This window comes from Pseudomonas sp. G11-1, from assembly GCF_024031555.1.
GTDB classification, from domain to species: Bacteria; Pseudomonadota; Gammaproteobacteria; order Pseudomonadales; family Pseudomonadaceae; genus Halopseudomonas; species Halopseudomonas bauzanensis.
Genome location: NZ_QEYQ01000001.1, coordinates 49,443 through 67,157, shown reverse-complemented (window position 1 = coordinate 67,157; position 17,715 = coordinate 49,443). Strand labels below are relative to the sequence as shown.

Here is a 17,715-nt window from a genome sequence, read left to right as displayed (position 1 = left end):
TGCAGGCAGTGGCTTTGTTGTTTCTGACGCCCGAGAATTACAGCATCGGCCAGGGTACGTCTTCTGGTGGTATCAGTTCACCGTTCCAATCGACCACGGGGATGATCGCGGATGGCTGAGCCTGCGCCTGTTTGATTACGGCGGTCAGGTTGGGTGGTCGATAGGGTGTTGGTTTGGTGTCTTTGTCCGCAGGCGCGTCATGCTGTACGTGCTGCAGTTGCCAGCGTTGCAGGGCGGAGATGTGTAGGCGTTCGTTGACGGTTTCTTCCCCTGGCTTGGGTGAATTGCGCCGGCTGTTTGCGAGGCTGACATGGTCGCGAATCAGGCCGTCGAGTTTGCCGGTGGGCGGGGTAAGGACGTTGCAGAGGGTGCGCAGGTAGGGGTAGGTATGGCTGAGCATGGCGCGGTACAGCAATGTTCGGCTTTCGATACCTTTGCCTTTGATACGTTCTTTCATGGGGCGGCTGGCGTCCAGGGTTACGTCGTGTATGTCGATCGCCAGGCCGGTGTGAACGCGGAGGCGTTTGATCATCCAGTCGAGGGTGATGTCGGATAGGTCGCTGTCGGGATAGGAGCCGCCTATGTTGGAGTGTACTCCGGAGAACCAGACCTGCTCGACTATCTGGCCCGGCGGTAGCGGTTGGCCTATGGGTTTCTCCCATAGGGTAGGCGGAAAGGCGGCGCGCTTTTCGTCGATGGCCAGGGCGTGCAGGGCGACTTCAATATGCGGGCCCAGGTGGACATCATGGAAGTACCAACGGGACGCGAAAGAGAGTGTCTTTGCCCAGTCGCCGGGAATACCCAGTGAGCCGACGGTGTCCCAGACCCCTACGCATTTGATGCTTACCTGTTCGTAGCGTTCTAGATTATCTATCGTGGCGATGGCGCTTTTTCTTGCGTCGCTATCAGAATGCTGGTCTGATCGGCGAATATCGAGCAGCTGCTCCAATGGCTTGCCGAGGCAGGACGGATGGAATATGCCGGCGAGGTTGATCAATCCTGCCAGGCTGCGCGCAGTATAGGCGCCCCTTGAGAAACCGAAGAGGTAGATCTCGTCCCCCGGCTGGTAGTTATTGCCAAGGAAGCGGTAGCCGTCGATGACATTGTTGTCCAGCCCCGCGCCGCTGAAGCCGCCGCGCATCTTGTCACCCTTGGCGGTGCCGACGCCGCGGCCGTAGTAGAGGATCTGGCTGGTGCCGTCGCCCGCGACCGGTGGGATGGAGCGCAGGAGTTTGACGACGTTGGTTACCTTGGTGCTTTTGTCGTTGGAGTTCCAGGTGCCGTCCAGGCAGAGGATGAGCCGGCGTTGGGGCATGACTTGGTCCTTGTCATTGGGAGCAAGCGTTTCATATAAGAAGTTCAGGATGGGTTTTGCAATACCCACTACGGGGGAGGAAGCCAGCTGTTCTTAGGCCCGGAGTTAAGGTTGGCTCTCACAACAATATAATCTTTTGATCAGGAAAGGGTGACCCATTGAGTGGCTCGTTGCCATCACTTCACAGTATGTTACAATGCGGAAATTTTTCGGATTGTGTCATGAACCTTACGCCTGTTTCGCTGTCTGTCGCGCTTTGTTTGATGATGTTATCGGTGGTTATCGGGGCCGCTGGGCTTACCGTCGCCGTACGTTCCTGGGCGATGCGGAGAAACGCACTGGTTCACCCGAGTGAGCGCTGCTCGCACACTATCCCAACTCCCCATGGTGGTGGCATCGCCATCGCTTCCATGTCCATCATTCTGGGCGTTCTGTTTTCGGTGCTGGATTGGGTGCCGGACTCTTCGATGCTTGCCTTTATATCCCTCGGTTTCATGATGCTGGCGCTCGGCGTGTGGGATGATTTTGGTGATGTTTCGGCCAAGCTGCGTTTGTGCGCACATTTTGCTGTGGTTATTGTCGGCATGTGGTCGATTCCACGATTGCCAGTGTTCTCGTTGTTCGGGATGGAAGTGGACAGCGCGGTCGCATTTTTGCTGTGGCCGCTGTTGGTGCTGAGCTGGGTATGGTTGATCAATCTCTATAATTTCATGGATGGCATTGACGGTCTGGCCGCGGTTCAGGGGTTGGTGCTGTTCGCTGGCATGGCGTTGAACTTCTGGTATTTGGGCTACGGACAGTGGGCGTGGATCTGTCTGTTTATCCTGGCTGCGGTCCTGGGATTCACCATTCTGAACTGGCCTCCGGCCAAGATATTCATGGGCGATGGTGGTAGTGGCTTCCTTGGCTTTATTATCGGCTTCATGATGCTGCTGTCTGCGGCGCAGTCGTCGGTCAGCATGTGGAGCTGGATCATCCTGCTGACATTGTTCATTGCCGATGCTACAACCACATTGATTGTGCGCTTTGTCACCCATCAGAACATATTCGCTGCCCATCGGCTGCATGCTTACCAGAAGTTGACGGTCCGCTTTGCTGGGCGACACCTGCCGGTTACCTTGGGTTACGGCGCAGTGATGCTGTTTGTTCTGGTGCCGGTATCCTGGTTGGCTAATCGTGTGCCACATTCGGGTCCGGTTCTGTTTGCAATTCTTTTTGCAGTTGCAAGCCTGGGGATGCTCAGGCTGGGCTGCGGTAGACAAGAAAAAATACAAAACTGACCATCCCTAATTGTGTCGCCTGTGTGCATTTGAGCGCACATGGGCTCGTTTGCCGTTGTAAATGCTGCCGTTAGGATTAGTCCGTTGCAGTAAGAGAATTTTTGGGTCGGCCGCTAGTTTGTGGCTCGATAAGGTATGGTCGCTGGTCTGCGGATGCAGATTTTCTTATTTGTTGTCGGATAAAGGAGTACCATGCCTCTCGTCCAATATAAGCGTGCGTCGACGGATTGTGAGATCGACCGCGTCGAGGCATTGTGGTTAGTCACGGTAAGCGGGCTTATCAGGCTCACTGTAGGTGAGCCTGGCCGACTAGCGCCAAGCTCGCTGGTTGCGACAAGGTCACTCCCATGCCGTTGAATATACATCAGCTTATATTACGTTATGATTTCACGCCTATTTTGAATGGCCATCTGATCTCCTGCAGACCTCCTGTGTTCCGTGTAAATGACATCATGAAATTTCAACTCGCCGATGATGCCTTGCTTCACCCCGCATGGCCTCCAAGCTCACCGCCGGTAGGCCTAACCAGAGATGTGTGGCAGGAATTCGCAGAGCCGTCTTTGGCTGTCTATCAGGGCCAAACCATGCGGGGATTCTCTGACAGAGCTTCCGTTGGGGGAATGGACAGTTTCAAGAGTTTTGTATTAGAGAGTGTTGCTCATGCAATTCAATAAGAGCTATCGGTTGCTGCGTTATCTCAACCGTCGGCATTCGGCTCTATCTCGCTATATTCTGGGTGCGTTTGCTTGGCTAGGGGGTTGTCTGTTCTCACAATCCTCCGCTGTGGGTGGATTATTGCGACGCGACTTTATCCGAGATGATTTTCGATTGGCGTTCCGTCGTGCGGGCTGGTTTGCGGGGCGCGTATTCCCAAAGCTGAACGTATTTGAAGACCCATTCTTTGATTTCACCATGGAGACCAGCTCCCAAGAGCGTGCGGGACTGGAGCGTTTCATAAAACGGTACCGCAAGCGCTTGAGCGACTCTGTGTACTCCACCGACCTGCTCTATATCCATGCGGCTGACCTACATGGCTTATTGGAGCAAGACAGGCGCGGGTTCTACCTGAATCAGCAGGTAACCGGATTCTATGACGAGGCAGATCGCGCCTTGGCTGCTCTTCCAGCTTGTCCGCCGCCAGCGCTGGCAGCTGATATTGACCGCAAGGATGATTTTTCCAAGCGCGATGCCGTGGAAGCGCTGCAAGACTTTGCCGACGCTTTACCGCTGGAGCAGTGGCGCTGGTACCTGGTGTCGGGCACGTTTCTGGGACTGCACCGGGAGGGAGGATTCCTTGCCCACGATTACGACATTGATATTGGTATTCATGGTGAAAGCGTTTCGGTAGACAATCTGATTGCTACGTTGGACGCCCACTCCCGCTTTGTCACCAAGAAAGTCGACCACCACATTGATATTACCCAAGATGCAGAGGGGCACCTGCGTCTGGTAAAGGTGCCAGCGCTGGTCAAGCTGATACATCAAAATGGTCTCAACCTGGATGTATTCATCCATTACACAGAAAACGGCAGCTGTTGGCACGGCTCCATCATTCATCGTTGGGAGAATTCTCCATTTGCACTGGCGCGAGGTGAGTTGGAAGGTGTTCCGGTATATATACCGGAAGATGCCGATCGCTATCTGGCCGAAAACTACGGTGACTGGAAGACGCCAGTAAAGGATTTTGATTGCACCACAGGTACGCCTAACCTGGTTGTATCGCGTAACTTCTTGTCCGTCGCTCTATTTTTGAAGCGGCTTGCGGTCTTTTCTGCCAATGATGGGCAGCAGGCGCAGAAGTTACGTAGAACGCTTATTGCTTCGGGCGTGACTATTGAGCAGGAAGGGGGGCTTAAAGTGGTTCGTAGTTTCCAGCAGCTACAACCCTCAGCAGAGCGTGTGCGCCATGACCGCCCTTAATGGATACTTGCGTAGCGTCGTTAGTGCAGTTTTAGGCTTTAGTAGAGTGTCCGTTGTTGCCTTTGTTGTTGGCTGCGCGGCGTTGGCTGTTTCCCGGGTTTGCCAACTGGCGGCATTTTTTCTGCCACTCAAGATTTTTATTATCATCCACTCTGGGGAAGTGCCTAGCTACTTTGATATTTTTCCGCAGAGCATGGAGCAAAACGATATTCTTCTCCTACTTTGTGTGCTGGTACCCGTCATTTATGGGGCATTTATTGGCTTGGGTATCGTTTATCGCTGGCTTATAGATTTTCATATAATGCGTTTTGGCAAAAACGAGTTGCTGATTAGCGGTAAAAAGATACCGAACAACCATGTAAAAAAAGCACACAACCATGTCTCCAAGGCCTTCTCAGAAGCAGGGTTAATAGGTGTTTCAGTTGCTTTTGCCCTCGTTCTTGATCCGATGGTTGCAGTATCTTGGTTACTGCTGTTGTATTTGAATCTGTGGCTGTTTCATGCCTATGCTTTTGACGCTGCAGATCATGATCGTTTGACATTCCTCAAGCTGCACAGGCGTCAGTTTATCGATTATGTGTCATCAGCGAATTTTTTGTTGGTTTTTGCTGTTCTAGCGATAGAGCTCATTTATTTTGATATGGGTGTATATGCCGCCATATTTCTATTGCTGGTTTCCAGAATGGTGTTTCAGGCTTTGAACCGTTTTTCGGTTGAAAGCCTTTATATTATAAAGCTTATACCGTGATCCGGGGTTTTTGATGGGAAAGACAGTTATCACCTATGGGACGTTTGATATGTTCCATATAGGACACCTTAAACTTTTACGGCGCCTCGCCGAGATGGGCGATAGGCTGATTGTCGCCGTTTCCGCAGATGAGTTTAATTCCCAAAAAGGAAAGAAGACGCTCATTCCATACGAGCAGCGCGCTGCAATCGTAGAGGCCATCGATTGCGTGGACATGGTTATCCCTGAAACATGTTGGGATCAGAAGATTCTAGATGTGCAGCATTACGATGTTAACGTGTTTGCTATTGGGGATGACTGGCAAGGGAAATTCGATTTCCTGAGCGAGTACTGTGAAGTGGTTTATATGCCGCGCACAAAAAACATTTCAACTACAGAACTGAAAAGATCCCTTAAGAGATTTTTGTCTATTTCACCAGATGATTTAAAGAAGGCATTTGAGGTTTTAGAATTGCTGCGTCGGGATTTGGAATAGTGGGAGCGAAAGGGAGTTTTTATGGCTTTTAATTTTAGGCGTGCGGTGTTCTCTTTCCTAAGGAGGTTCAAGGAGAGAGATGTGCTGTTAAGAGATAATTCGACGTATGAGTACATTTCTCATAAGACGCTAAATGCCGTTAGGACCGCGTTGGGGATGCGAAGGGTGCTGCATAGAAAGCTGGTTGCGCACCACTATGTGAAGAATTTCGACCTCACCGACGTTGATGAAAATATGGCGTTTTTTGATTGTTTTTGGGGGAGGAAAGTTGGTGGTGACCCTTATGCGATATATAAGGCGATGGTCAGGCGGCGCCCAGACCTTAAGGTCGTTTGGGTAAAGAATAAAGGGGTGTCTACGCCTGATGATGTTGCAGATAATGTCAATGTCGATTTTGTGGAGCATGATAGCAAGGAGTATGCAGATGCGCTCTTAACTGCTAAATATCTTATATGTAACTCAAACTTCCTTCCATTTTTTGTGAAAAAAAATAAACAGGTTTTTATTAACACCTGGCACGGTATACCATTAAAAAGGCTCGGCTTGGATATTGATCAGGCTGCGATTCACTCTATGAATACGCAGCGAAACTTCAATGTTGCTGATATTATTCCTGTGGCTGGGGAGTATGAGTTTGATAACGTTGTTCGTGCGTATGGAGCAGCTTGTTACAAAGGAAATGTATACTATGTTGGGTCGCCTAGGGTCGATTTGACGATAACGGCCAGTAGGGGAGATGTTCTAAGAAGACTGGGGGTTGGAGAAGGGAAGCGTGTTCTACTGTACGCACCTACTTGGCGTGGATCTATATTCTCAGTGTCTTCTCAGATCGATGACCAGCTCCAGGCACTGCAAGCTTTAGAAAAAAGCTTGGGGCAAGAGTACGAAATATTTGTGTCCTTGCATCACCTGACTAGAAAAAGTGTGAAAGAAAGGAACCTTCAGGTAAATATGGTTCCGGATACTATCGATATAAATGAGTTGTTGCAGGTAGTGGATGTTCTTATCTCAGACTACTCCAGTATATTGGTAGACTTTTTAGTGCTTGATAGGCCAGTTGTTCTTTATGTCCCAGATTATGAGGCTTACCGGCTTGAACGGGGGATGTATGTAGAATTGTCAGAACTACCCTGCTCTGTTGTGTACTCCGCTAATAGCCTGGTCGACGAAGTTAGAAAGCTAAAGAGGCCATCAGCTTACCCGCTTTATGGCAATATGATGTCGCGTTTTTTGCCTAAAGAGGATGGCGGCGCCTCCGATCGAGTAGTTGATCTGGCATTCGGTGGAATGAATAATCTGCCTAAAAGCCGAGATAAAAAATCAATATTGATCTTTCCAGGGTCGTTAAAGGCAAACGGTATTACCTCTGCTTTCAAAAGCTTGCTTTCTTTCTTGGCGCATATCGAATGCGATGTCTACGTGGTGGTGGACCCTAAACACGAAAAAGGTATAGCTTCCTTTAAACAAAATCTGGAGTTTATCGTTCAGAATGCGAAGGTGATTTTTATAAGCCAGGTTGGTTCTCGAAAATCATCTGAGTATTTGGCGCTAAAGAAGTTTACTTCTCGTTTCAATGAGTTTTCCTCTGTCGATGAGAGCGTCTTGCGGAGGATGTTCGACAGGGAGGTAATGCGTCATTTGCCAGAAGCTAGGCTTGATTGCGTGGTGGATTTCTCCGGTTATTCTTATTATTGGTCCAGATTTGTATCGGCTATTCCTGCGGGCAGGAAAATTATCTATCAGCATAGTGATATGAAGGCTGAAGCAGATAACTCATTGAGAGGGCACAAGTATCTGCGGCAGGTTTTTTATAATTACCAGTTTTTCGATAGGGTCGCTTCTGTTTCTGGAGCAATCAAGGAAGTAAACGAGAGTAGTCTGGCTGACCATTATAAGGGTGCGGTTTGTATATCAATACCGAACTTGGTTGATTTTAATATGGTCGCTGAGAAATCAATGCTGCCGCTGGAGGTGCTATGTCCAGAGTTGGCTAGCATTCCGGAAAGCTCTATGGTTTATATTTCAGTGTCTCGGCTTTCTGTTGAAAAAAATCTGCATATGTTGCTGGAATCTTTCAGCCTGGTCGCGAAACAGAACGAAGATGCCGTGCTCGTGATCGTAGGGGACGGTGGGATTTCTAAAAGCCTTGTTTCTGCTGCGGCGGAATTAGGAGTTTACGATCAGGTTATTTTTACGGGACACGTTGATAACCCTTACCCATTGATGCGGCGGGCTGACTGTTTGGTGTTTCCCTCCCTCTATGAGGGGCAGGGTCTGGTTTTGATGGAAGCTATGAGTCTGGGCACCTATTGTATTGGGAGTGATATTCCTGCCGTTAGAGAAGTGCTTCAGGATACAGGGTGCTTGGTGGTAAAGCCTGATGTGCAGAGCTTTGCAAGTGCAATGTTATCCGTGGGGAAAGAGTCCAATAGGTTATTGAATTTTAGTCCTGAGAAATACTATGAAATGGCCGGCGAGAGGATGATGGATGCATTCTTCAATGACTAGCTGGGTAAGGTTCGCGGTATCAGAGGAGGGGTGATGAATATCCTGCTAACTGGCGCGACCGGCTTTATTGGAACCGCGTTGCTTGCGCGGCTTGCCGACACTGGTGGTGTGGCGGTATCTGCAGCAGTACGCTCTCCCTGCGCTATCCAGCATGTTCCTGTTTTCGTCATGGGTGGCCTGGGCGCAGAAACAGATTGGTCAACTGCTCTCCAGGGGCAGCAGGTGGTGATTCACACTGCGGGACGTGCCCATGTCCTCAAGGAGAGTGGTACGTCCGATCCTTTGGCCGAATGTCGGCAGGTCAATGTAATCGGCACGTTGAATCTCGCCCGTCAGGCTGCGGCTGCAGGTGTTAAGCGCTTTGTATTTATCAGTTCAATTGGCGTAAACGGCGCGTCCAGTTCGCGCCCGTTTACCGAGCAGGATGACCCCAACCCAGCTGGACCATACGCATTGTCTAAATGGGAGGCGGAGCAAGGTCTCTGGGACTTGCAAAGGGAAACAGGCATGGAGTTGGTCATCATTCGCCCCCCTTTGACATATGGCGCCAATGCGCCAGGCAACTTTGGTGCGTTGGTAAGGTGGGTGGCAAAAGGGACACCTCTGCCGCTTGGGGCTGTGCATAACAAGCGAACGCTGGTTGGATTAGATAATCTTCTGGACCTGATTACGGTCTGTATTACCCATCCGGCTGCGGCCAATGAAGTGTTTCTTGTCGGAGACGGCGAAGATATATCCACTACTGAGCTCTTGCGCGAGGTGGGGCGGGCGATGGGGCGGACCACTCGCCTGGTCCCGGTACCGGCTGGGCTTCTGCTCGTTGTGGCTTCTGTCCTTGGTAAGCAGGTAACAGCACAACGGTTGCTGGGCTCTCTGCAGGTTGATATCAGTAAAGCGAGAAGTGTGTTGGGCTGGGATCCGCCCTACAGCCTGGAGCAAGGATTGCGTCACTGCTTCGATGTTACTAATGGGTGAGAGATAAGGACATGCGGACTTTACTGATATTAGGAGCAGGCGGACACGGTAGGTCGGTTGCCGAAGCGGCGTTACTTCAGGGGGAATGGGAGTCGGTCATTTTCCTTGATGATGCATGGCCGCAGATCGAAGAGTCACTGGGTTGCAAGGTGATGGGAAAGGTTGCGGATATTGGCAAGGTGGCTGAGCTTTGCCAGGGGGCCATTGCGGCGGTGGGTAATAACGCTGTGCGAGAGCAGTGGATCGAGTCGATCGAACGGCATGGTCTCGCGCTGGCCTCTGTGGTGCATCCCAGAGCCTGGGTCAGCCCGTCAGCCAGCGTTGGAGCGGGGACTGCGGTGTTGGCTGGGGCGGTGGTTGGCTCGGCCGCCGAGGTGGGCAAGGGTGTAATCATTAATACCAATGCCACTGTGGATCATGATGTGAAAATGGGTGACCTTTCGCACATCGGTGTGGGTGTGCAACTTGCCGGGGGTGTAGTGGTCGGTGCGCGGGCCTTTTTGCAGGTTGGGTCATGCTGCGGCTATAACGTGCAGGTTGCCGAAGGGAACCAGGTGCCGCCCGGTACTGCTCTGTATTAACTAAAGTTTCCCCATCTCCCGCCGATGTGGTTCCTGTAGCCGTTGATGCGGGAGCTTTCCTTTTGCCACGCCTTTCCATCGCTTTGTTGCTGGGCCTTGCCTTGCCTGCCCAGGCCCTGACTTTCCAGACTCGCATGGAGAATGTGGAGTGGACGGTGGAGGGGGATAAGTTCGAGTGTCGTCTCAGCCAGAACGTTGATGGTTATGGGGAGGCGATGTTTGTGCGGCGGGCGGGGGAGCGGCCGGTGTTCGAGTTGTCGGCCTGGAGCAATCTGATGCGGCCGGGGCCGGCGCAGTTGTTCAATGATGCGCCGCCGTGGCGACCGGGCACAGCGGCACAGCTGGTGGGTTCCGGCACCATCAGTAATGGGTCGACGGTGCTGCGCTTGCCCTATCAGCAGGCGGGGCAGATGCTGGCGGGGTTGTCGGCCGGGTTGCAGCCGACCATTCAGCGCAGCAGCATCAGCGATGCGGGGCAGATTAGGGTGGTGGTCTCCAGCGTCGGTTACCGGCAGGCGTGGGATGAGTTTCAGGCCTGTGCCACTGGACTGCTGCCAATGAATATCGATCAGATTTCCCGCAGCGCGATTGGTTTTCCTTCCGGTGGTGCGGGGCTGGATGCGCGGGCGCGGCAGATGCTGGATGCGGCGTTGGCCTATATCGAGGCGGACCCGGAGGTGAGCCGGATTCTGCTCGATGGGCACTCGGACGCCAGCGGAGATCGCTTGCTCAACCGGGAGCTGTCGCGGCAGCGGGTGTTGGCGGTGCAGGGTTATCTGGTCGAGCGCGGTGTGGATGAAGAGCTGTTCATTAACCGTTTTCACGGTGAGCGGTATCCGGTGGTGGCCAACAGCAGTGCCGAGGGGCGGGCGAAGAATCGACGGGTGACGCTGCGGCTGGAGCGCGAGTGATTGGTGTTTGCCGGCTGGTGATGTGGTGCCTCCCACAATATTGATGCTTCCTGTAGGTGTATTGGGCTTGCCGGTCGTGCCCTTTGTTGGTCAGCCCCTGTAAATACTCCGTCCCGAACGGTAGAATGACTGCCTTTGGCTGGTGCCCTTCGCTGCGCCGGTAACCTTCATCAATGGAGCGCGTAATGACTGATGTAAAAAAAGTCGTCCTGGCCTATTCCGGCGGTCTGGATACCTCGGTAATCCTCAAGTGGCTGGAAGATACCTACGGTTGCGAAGTGGTCACGTTCACCGCTGACCTGGGGCAGGGCGAGGAAGTCGAGCCGGCGCGCGCCAAGGCCCAGGCGATGGGCGTGAAGGAAATCTACATTGATGATCTGCGCGAAGAGTTTGTGCGTGACTTCGTATTCCCGATGTTCCGCGCCAATACCGTTTACGAAGGTGAATACCTGCTCGGTACCTCCATTGCCCGTCCGCTGATCGCCAAGCGCTTGATCGAGATCGCCAATGAGACCGGTGCTGATGCCATTTCCCATGGCGCCACCGGCAAGGGTAACGACCAGGTGCGTTTCGAGCTGGGCGCTTATGCGCTGAAGCCGGGCGTGAAAGTGATTGCGCCCTGGCGTGAGTGGGACCTGCTGTCCCGCGAGAAGCTGATGGACTACGCCGAGAAGCACAACATTCCGATCGAGCGCCATGGCAAGAAGAAGTCGCCGTACTCGATGGACGCTAACCTGCTGCACATCTCCTACGAGGGCGGTGTGCTGGAGGATACCTGGGCCGAGCATGAAGAAGACATGTGGCGCTGGACCAAGTCGCCTGAAGCGGCGCCGGATGTGGCTACCTACATCGAGCTGAGCTACCGCAAGGGCGACATCGTTGCCATCGACGGCAAGGAAATGTCTCCGGCGGAAGTGCTGGCCTATCTGAACAAGGTGGGTGGCGAGAATGGTATTGGTCGTCTCGATATCGTCGAGAACCGCTTTGTCGGCATGAAGTCCCGCGGCTGCTACGAAACCCCCGGCGGCACCATTATGCTCAAGGGCCACCGCGCCATCGAGTCGATCACTCTGGACCGTGAGGTTGCCCACCTGAAGGACAGCCTGATGCCCAAGTACGCCGAGCTGATCTACAACGGCTTCTGGTGGAGCCCAGAGCGCGTGATGCTGCAGGAGATGATCGATGCCTCCCAGCTGAGCGTGAATGGCGTGGTGCGGTTGAAGCTGTACAAGGGCAATGTGATCGTGGTCGGTCGCAAGTCCGATGACTCGCTGTTCGATGCCAATATCGCTACCTTCGAAGACGATGCCGGTGCCTATGATCAGGCCGACGCGGCGGGCTTCATCAAGCTGAATGCACTGCGTCTGCGCATTGCTGCCAACAAGGGTCGCAAGCTGATCTGATCAACTGCGCCATCATCCTAAAGTAACCGCCCGGTGCTAACCTTTGTGTTGGCACCGGCAGGCTGCTGCCGTGATAACCAACCTGAGGAGAATCAGCATGCGCTTATTGCATACCATGCTCCGTGTGGGCGATCTGGATAAGTCCATTGCGTTTTATACCGAAGTGCTGGGGATGACCCTGCTGCGTCGCAAGGATTATCCGGAGGGGCGTTTTACTCTGGCTTTTGTCGGGTTTGGCAATGAGGCGGAGAACTCGGTGCTGGAACTGACCCACAACTGGGATACCGCCAGCTATGACCTGGGTACTGGCTATGGGCACATCGCCATTGAGGTGAATGACGTGTACAAGGCCTGTGAGCAGATCCGTGCGAGTGGCGGCAAGGTGGTGCGCGAAGCCGGCCCGATGCTGCACGGTGCGAGCATTCTGGCCTTTGTTGAAGACCCGGACGGGTACAAGATCGAGCTGTTGTCGCCCAGTCGCGGGGATTGAACCCTGGGATGGTCGAGCACTAGCTCGACCGCGGAGGTGGCAGGTACACCTGTGTCAAGCTGGTGCTTGACACTCCCAGGGGGGCGACTCGGGATGTTCGGGAGTTTCCCCTGGGATGGTCGAGCACTGGCTCGACTGCGGAGGTGGCGGGTACGCCTGTGTCAAGCTGGTGCTTGACACTCCCAGGTGGTGACTTGGGATGTCCGGGATTGAACCCTGGGATGGTCGAGCACCAGCTCGACTGCGGAGGTGACGGGTACGCCTGTGTCAAGCTGGTGCTTGACACTCCCAGGGGGTGGCTTGGGATGACCGGGGGCTGGACCCTGGGATGGTCGAGCACTAGCTCGACCGCGGAGGTGGCGGGTACGCCTGTGTCAAGCTGGTGCTTGACACTCCCAGGGGGTGGCTTGGGATGACCGGGGGCTGGACCCTGGGATGGTCGAGCACTAGCTCGACCGCGGAGGTGGCGGGTGCACCTGTGTCAAGCAGGTGCTTGACACTCCCAGGGGAAGCCCGCTGGCCTTGTCCGGGTATCAACCTGGGTTGATGCCTCTGATCCTGGCAGCCATATCCGCCGCATACAGATCTGTCATGCCGGCAATGAAGTCGATGACGCGCATATAACTGGCGTACAGATCCCAATCCTCCCTCGGGGCATTATTGCCCAGCAGATCCAGAATCCGTCTGTGCTTGAAGCTCAGGTTCTCCCCTGACTGCTGCTCGTTGACTGCGCCGCAGAAGGCTTCAAGTAATGTCTCCAGGGTGCTGTAGGCACCGATCTCATGCAGGGTCTTGCGCTTGTCCTGGAATATCTTGTGGCGGGCGATGCTCTTGGCTTCCAGTACGCAGCGCTGGGCAGCGTCGGGCATATGGCTGACCAGATCAGCCGGCAGCGTGCCGGTGAGCAGTGCCGATTGCTGTTCTATGAAGGTCTCGGCCGCGGCATTGACCAGATGCTCGATCGCTTTGCCCCGCAGGATCGCCAACTTGCGCCGGGTAGAGTCGCGGGGGCCGAGTTGGCGGTAGGTTTCCGGCAGGTCATCACCGACCAGGTCCAGCAGCAGGCGCTCCACTTCGCTGTAGCTGAGCAGCTCCATTTCCATGCCGTCTTCCAGATCGATCAGCGCGTAGCAGATATCATCAGCGGCCTCGACCAGATAGACCAGCGGGCTGCGGGCCCAGCATTGGTCACTCTGCAGGGGCAGGCCGAGTTTGTCGGTGATCTGTACCAGCCGCGGGTATTCAGCCTGATAGCAGCCGAACTTGTGCTTCTTGTAGCCCTGGGCTGCGGCGTGTTGCGACGTCCACGGGTATTTCAGATAGGCGCCGAGAGTGGCATAGGTCAGACGCATGCCGCCGTCGAACTGGTGATATTCCAGCTCGGTGAGTACGCGAAAGCCCTGCGCATTGCCCTCGAAGTTAAGAAAGTCCAGGCGCTGGGTATCGCTCAACGGGTCGAGCCAACCCTGCCGCGCGGCCTTGTGGAACCAGTGGCGGATAGCATCTTCGCCCGAATGGCCAAAGGGCGGATTGCCGATGTCATGGGCCAGGCAGGCGGCCTGGATGATCACACCCAGGTCGGCGGGCGCACACCAGTCCGGCAGTTCGTCGCGCAGCATCTCACCGACGCGCATCCCCAGGGAACGGCCTACGCAGCTGACCTCCAGGCTGTGGGTGAGACGTGTGTGGATGTGGTCATTGCTGGATACCGGATGTACCTGAGTCTTCTTGCCCAGGCGGCGGAAGGCGCCGGAGAAGATCACCCGGTCGTGATCCTTGTGGAAGGGGGTGCGCCCGAGTTCTTCGGCGCTGGCGACGGGCTTGCCCAGCCGTTCGCGACACAACAGTGTTTGCCAATCCATAGAGCCTCCAATCAGAGCAGTCGAGTATGTGACAACGCCGCTGGGCTGCCAAGGGCGCGGAGTCATTCAGCCGGTCTTCGTTCCGGGGTAGAATGCGCACTGTCCCGCCTGTTTTCGGAATTGCCATGACTGTGTTGACCCTGTTTGGAACCACCGCCTGCCATCTGTGCGAGGAATGCCTGCACCTGACCCGTCCGCTGGAGGGTAACGGCATTGTCGTGCGGCAGGTGGATATCGTCGAGTCGCCGGAGTTGCTGGCGCGGTATGAGCTGCGGATTCCGGTGCTGCGTCGTGAGGATACCGGGGCGGAGCTGGATTGGCCGTTCAGTTTGAGTCAGCTGCTGGACTGGCTGGCAGATGCTCTGGGCGAGGAGGGCTGACCATGGCGCAGCGAGTGTCGGCTTTCTGGAAGCGCAAGACGCTGGAGCAGATGGACCAGCAGGAGTGGGAATCCCTGTGCGATGGCTGTGGGCTGTGTTGCCTGCAGAAGCTGGAGGACGAGGATGATGCGGCGTCGATCTATTACACACGGGTGGCGTGCAAGCTGCTGGACCTGAACAGCTGCCGGTGCAGTGATTATACGAACCGGCGCAAGCACGTGCCCGATTGCGTACAACTGACCCCGGCTACGGCGGAAGAATTCGCCTGGCTGCCGCCGACGTGCGCCTATCGGCTGGTAGCCGAGGGCGAGGACCTGCCGCCGTGGCATCATCTGGTGTGTGGTGATCGGGATGCCGTTCACAAATCAGGCATTTCCCAGGCCGGGCGGATGATAGCTGAGGGGAGTGTGGCTGATGATGACTGGGAAGAGCATATTATCTTCCGGGTTTGAGGCACTGGATGGTTTTCCTGGGATGGTCGAGCACCTGCTCGACCGGGGAGTTGCCGGAGACGTTTGGTCGAGCTGGTGCTCGACCGTCCCAGGGGGCCTGCGTTCTTAGGGTCGAGGGTAACTCGATTCTCCCAGGCGCGCGGCGGGGCGCCGCTCCTACAATAAAGCTCGGGCTTGCTGCGTTTGCCTACCGCCGAATCTGCAGTTCCCGCAATTTGATGTAGAAATACCGAACCTGATCATACTCGAACGGGCTGTCCAACGAACCGTAGCGGAAGCCGTTGATGTAGCGCAGGTTGACGGCGTAGAGGCCGTATGACCAGGGGTGCTGGTTCATGTAGCGGCGGTTGTCGAGGTATGCGGCGGCGTCTTCGATGGACCAATCCACTGCTTTGCCGGCGGTGTCACGCAGGGTGGAGGGGCCGAGCAGGGGCAGGACCAGGTAGGGTCCGGTGGGGACGCCGTAGTAACCCAGAGTCTGGCCAAAGTCTTCCGATTCCTGGGGCAGGCCCATGGCCTTGGCGACGTCGAACAGGCCGAGTACGCCGAGGGTCGTATTGAACAGCAGCCGAGCGGTGGTGCGCGCGCCTTTCTTGAGTTTGCCCTGGGCCAGGCTGTTGGCCAGGTTGGGCACGTCGGCGAGGTTGGCGAAGACGTTGGATACGCCGGTGCGCACGAAGCGCGGTGTGGCCCACTCATAGGCGCCTACCACTGGCAGATAGACGTACTCATCGAACTGACCATTGAAACGATACACTCGACGGTTGAAGCCTTCGATGGGGTCGTGGATTTTCAGCGCATCCAGGCTGGAGCGCTCGAACTGATAATTAGTGCCTTCGGTATCGATGGTCAGGCCATCGAGTGCGTCACGGTATGAGGGTACGGCATTGGCAGTTTGCGCCTGAGTTGCAACGCCGGAGCCTTCGAGCGTGTCGCGGCTGCCCTCGGTCTCGGCAGTCTGTGCGTGCACTGCCAGGCTGGTCAGCAGGGTGCCGGCGACGAGCAGGCTGGGGCTGAGTCGGATCATTGTGCGTTCCCTCCCATGAATTTCAACATCTGCAGAACCACATCCCGGTGTCGCAGATTGCCGCCGTGGCCGCCGCGGGGATACAAGAAGGCGCGCTCGCCGAAAGTGTCGGCGAGGAAGTGATAGTTTTCCTCGGTCAGGATGAAGTCATCGGCATTGGTCAGCACGGCGATATCCGGGTTGGTCCGGAGAAAGGGCTCAATGCTGTAAAGGCTGGTTTCCCAGGCCATGTCTTCCATGGTCTTGCCTTTGTTGTTGCTGCTCCAGACCGGCCACAGCTGGGTTTCCAGATAACAACCGAAGTCGCAGAACAGCGCCCGGCGCAGATAAGGCGTCAACGAGGTGCTGACCTTGAGCTCTTCATGCGGCGGGGAGTAGCGCCCGCCCTCGGTAATGACGTCGGCCATGAAGTTCAGGTCCGCGGCAGCGAAGCGGAATACCGCGCCGATCAGCATGGCCAGTTCCGGATCGGTCAGGGCATTGTCGGACCGCTGGATATCCGCAAACAGGCTGCTTTCGATGTCGGTTACGCCGCTCTCGAAGTGGCGCGCGAGCTTCTCGAAGATATGCTCGTAGAAGCTGTTACCGCTGCTGACGCCATCAATCTGCGTGCGCGCCAGGGCGTCCAGGCGATTGATCGAGGCGTAAAGATCGACCGGTGGGTTGAGCAACAGGGTGCGGGTGAAATCGAATTGCTGGAGCTCTTCATCGAGATGGGCAACGAAGGCGGCGTTGAGTGCGCCGAGACTGAAACCGGCCAGGCGGTATTCGGTAATCTCCAGGCCCTTTTTGTTACGGGCATGCTCGGCGGCAATGGACATGGCAGTGTGCAGGTCGCGGGCATCACTCAGCCCAAGACCCGGCAGGCCGCTGCGTGAGGCGGCGGCGATGAAGTCGTGGTTGGTGGGTGAAGACAATACGATAACGTGCATGCCGGCCTGCCAGAAGACACGCTTCAGGTAGTCCAGGTTGGGGCTGCTGTAGCCGGAGCCGGTGCCGGCGATGAGAAATACCAACGGGGCGGGCTTGTCCTGCCAGGCCAGGCGGTAATGCAGTTGCCGATAGCGGGACAGTACCGGTGGCAGGTAACGTTCGGGAATCACGGTGACGGCGAGGTCGGTCTGGCGAACATCCACTTCCGCAGGCACCGGCGCGGCTAGAGCCGAAGGCGTACCCGCAATGGTCGCCAGGAAGGCGTTGTCCACGGGGTAGGTGAAGTTATCATCTGCCTGGGCAAGGTTACCCAGCAGGGGAAACAGGATAAGGCAGAACAGCAGGTATCGATTCATGAGCACATTCCCGGTTGGCTTGATGAACTATACCCAAATTGATTGCATTTAGTTCCTTTCTGGCCGGAACTCCGCGTTGCTTAGGCTGCTTGCTTGTAG

Annotated in this window: 16 protein-coding genes; 12 read left to right on the top strand and 4 right to left on the bottom strand. The window is 55.3% G+C overall.

All coding sequences use genetic code 11. The features are described from left to right. Positions 1-37: 37 nt before the first annotated feature. Positions 38-1,315: a T6SS phospholipase effector Tle1-like catalytic domain-containing protein gene (locus tag DHB74_RS00315; RefSeq protein WP_499160532.1), complete on the bottom strand. Its 1,278-nt coding sequence runs from the start codon at positions 1,313-1,315 to the stop codon at positions 38-40. A 221-nt stretch (positions 1,316-1,536) separates the two neighbouring features. Between DHB74_RS00315 and DHB74_RS00310 the strand changes: the two genes are divergently transcribed. From DHB74_RS00310 to gloA, 10 genes are all read left to right on the top strand, one after another. Further along, positions 1,537-2,595: an MraY family glycosyltransferase gene (locus DHB74_RS00310; RefSeq protein WP_499160531.1), complete on the top strand. Its 1,059-nt coding sequence runs from the start codon at positions 1,537-1,539 to the stop codon at positions 2,593-2,595. A gap of 660 nt (positions 2,596-3,255) precedes the next feature. Further along, entirely contained in the window at positions 3,256-4,515 is a 1,260-nt protein-coding gene (locus DHB74_RS00305) for a LicD family protein (protein ID WP_499160530.1), read from the top strand. Further along, positions 4,502-5,263 (top strand): hypothetical protein, encoded by a 762-nt coding sequence (locus DHB74_RS00300; protein WP_499160529.1) that lies wholly within the window; start codon positions 4,502-4,504, stop codon positions 5,261-5,263. The genes DHB74_RS00305 and DHB74_RS00300 overlap by 14 nt, the downstream gene beginning before the upstream one ends. A 13-nt stretch (positions 5,264-5,276) precedes the next feature. Continuing rightward, on the top strand, positions 5,277-5,738 hold the full coding sequence (tagD, locus tag DHB74_RS00295; protein WP_499160528.1) for a glycerol-3-phosphate cytidylyltransferase: 462 nt from the start codon (positions 5,277-5,279) through the stop codon (positions 5,736-5,738). 81 nt (positions 5,739-5,819) lie between these two features. Next, positions 5,820-8,246, top strand: coding sequence for a CDP-glycerol glycerophosphotransferase family protein (locus tag DHB74_RS00290; protein ID WP_499160527.1), 2,427 nt, complete (start codon positions 5,820-5,822; stop codon positions 8,244-8,246). A 33-nt stretch (positions 8,247-8,279) separates the two neighbouring features. Further along, entirely contained in the window at positions 8,280-9,221 is a 942-nt protein-coding gene (locus tag DHB74_RS00285) for a UDP-glucose 4-epimerase family protein (RefSeq protein WP_499160526.1), read from the top strand. Between the two features lie 11 nt (positions 9,222-9,232). Then, entirely contained in the window at positions 9,233-9,802 is a 570-nt protein-coding gene (locus DHB74_RS00280) for an acetyltransferase (RefSeq protein ID WP_499160525.1), read from the top strand. A gap of 62 nt (positions 9,803-9,864) precedes the next feature. Continuing rightward, the gene (locus DHB74_RS00275; RefSeq protein WP_499160524.1) at positions 9,865-10,713 is read left to right on the top strand and encodes a flagellar protein MotY; all 849 of its coding nucleotides are present in this window, start codon (positions 9,865-9,867) and stop codon (positions 10,711-10,713) included. Between the two features lie 185 nt (positions 10,714-10,898). Then, positions 10,899-12,116: an argininosuccinate synthase gene (locus tag DHB74_RS00270; RefSeq protein ID WP_499160523.1), complete on the top strand. Its 1,218-nt coding sequence runs from the start codon at positions 10,899-10,901 to the stop codon at positions 12,114-12,116. Positions 12,117-12,213: 97 nt separating this feature from the next. Beyond that, positions 12,214-12,606: a lactoylglutathione lyase gene (gloA, locus tag DHB74_RS00265; RefSeq protein WP_036989518.1), complete on the top strand. Its 393-nt coding sequence runs from the start codon at positions 12,214-12,216 to the stop codon at positions 12,604-12,606. A 533-nt stretch (positions 12,607-13,139) separates the two neighbouring features. Here gloA and DHB74_RS00260 read toward each other — a convergent pair. Beyond that, on the bottom strand, positions 13,140-14,468 hold the full coding sequence (locus tag DHB74_RS00260; protein ID WP_499160522.1) for a deoxyguanosinetriphosphate triphosphohydrolase: 1,329 nt from the start codon (positions 14,466-14,468) through the stop codon (positions 13,140-13,142). A gap of 125 nt (positions 14,469-14,593) precedes the next feature. Here DHB74_RS00260 and DHB74_RS00255 point away from each other — a divergent pair, with 125 nt between their 5' ends. After that, positions 14,594-14,848: a glutaredoxin family protein gene (locus DHB74_RS00255; protein ID WP_036989520.1), complete on the top strand. Its 255-nt coding sequence runs from the start codon at positions 14,594-14,596 to the stop codon at positions 14,846-14,848. Positions 14,849-14,850: 2 nt separating this feature from the next. Continuing rightward, entirely contained in the window at positions 14,851-15,300 is a 450-nt protein-coding gene (locus DHB74_RS00250; RefSeq protein WP_499160521.1) for a YcgN family cysteine cluster protein, read from the top strand. A gap of 187 nt (positions 15,301-15,487) precedes the next feature. Here DHB74_RS00250 and DHB74_RS00245 read toward each other — a convergent pair whose 3' ends face one another. Then, positions 15,488-16,327, bottom strand: coding sequence for an MlaA family lipoprotein (locus DHB74_RS00245; RefSeq protein ID WP_499160520.1), 840 nt, complete (start codon positions 16,325-16,327; stop codon positions 15,488-15,490). Beyond that, on the bottom strand, positions 16,324-17,616 hold the full coding sequence (locus DHB74_RS00240; protein WP_499160519.1) for a serine/threonine protein kinase: 1,293 nt from the start codon (positions 17,614-17,616) through the stop codon (positions 16,324-16,326). The genes DHB74_RS00245 and DHB74_RS00240 overlap by 4 nt, the downstream gene beginning before the upstream one ends. Between the last annotated feature and the right edge of the window lie 99 nt (positions 17,617-17,715).

Bases quoted from the DNA above. Each gene is read 5' to 3' on its own strand.
- DHB74_RS00315 (WP_499160532.1), bottom strand. From the start codon at position 1,315: ATGCCCCAACGCCGGCTCATCCTCTGCCTGGACGGCACCTGGAACTCC.
- DHB74_RS00310 (WP_499160531.1), top strand. From the start codon at position 1,537: ATGAACCTTACGCCTGTTTCGCTGTCTGTCGCGCTTTGTTTGATGATG.
- DHB74_RS00305 (WP_499160530.1), top strand. From the start codon at position 3,256: ATGCAATTCAATAAGAGCTATCGGTTGCTGCGTTATCTCAACCGTCGG.
- DHB74_RS00300 (WP_499160529.1), top strand. From the start codon at position 4,502: ATGACCGCCCTTAATGGATACTTGCGTAGCGTCGTTAGTGCAGTTTTA.
- tagD (WP_499160528.1), top strand. From the start codon at position 5,277: ATGGGAAAGACAGTTATCACCTATGGGACGTTTGATATGTTCCATATA.
- DHB74_RS00285 (WP_499160526.1), top strand. From the start codon at position 8,280: ATGAATATCCTGCTAACTGGCGCGACCGGCTTTATTGGAACCGCGTTG.
- DHB74_RS00280 (WP_499160525.1), top strand. From the start codon at position 9,233: ATGCGGACTTTACTGATATTAGGAGCAGGCGGACACGGTAGGTCGGTT.
- DHB74_RS00270 (WP_499160523.1), top strand. From the start codon at position 10,899: ATGACTGATGTAAAAAAAGTCGTCCTGGCCTATTCCGGCGGTCTGGAT.
- gloA (WP_036989518.1), top strand. From the start codon at position 12,214: ATGCGCTTATTGCATACCATGCTCCGTGTGGGCGATCTGGATAAGTCC.
- DHB74_RS00260 (WP_499160522.1), bottom strand. From the start codon at position 14,468: ATGGATTGGCAAACACTGTTGTGTCGCGAACGGCTGGGCAAGCCCGTC.
- DHB74_RS00255 (WP_036989520.1), top strand. From the start codon at position 14,594: ATGACTGTGTTGACCCTGTTTGGAACCACCGCCTGCCATCTGTGCGAG.
- DHB74_RS00250 (WP_499160521.1), top strand. From the start codon at position 14,851: ATGGCGCAGCGAGTGTCGGCTTTCTGGAAGCGCAAGACGCTGGAGCAG.
- DHB74_RS00245 (WP_499160520.1), bottom strand. From the start codon at position 16,327: ATGATCCGACTCAGCCCCAGCCTGCTCGTCGCCGGCACCCTGCTGACC.
- DHB74_RS00240 (WP_499160519.1), bottom strand. From the start codon at position 17,616: ATGAATCGATACCTGCTGTTCTGCCTTATCCTGTTTCCCCTGCTGGGT.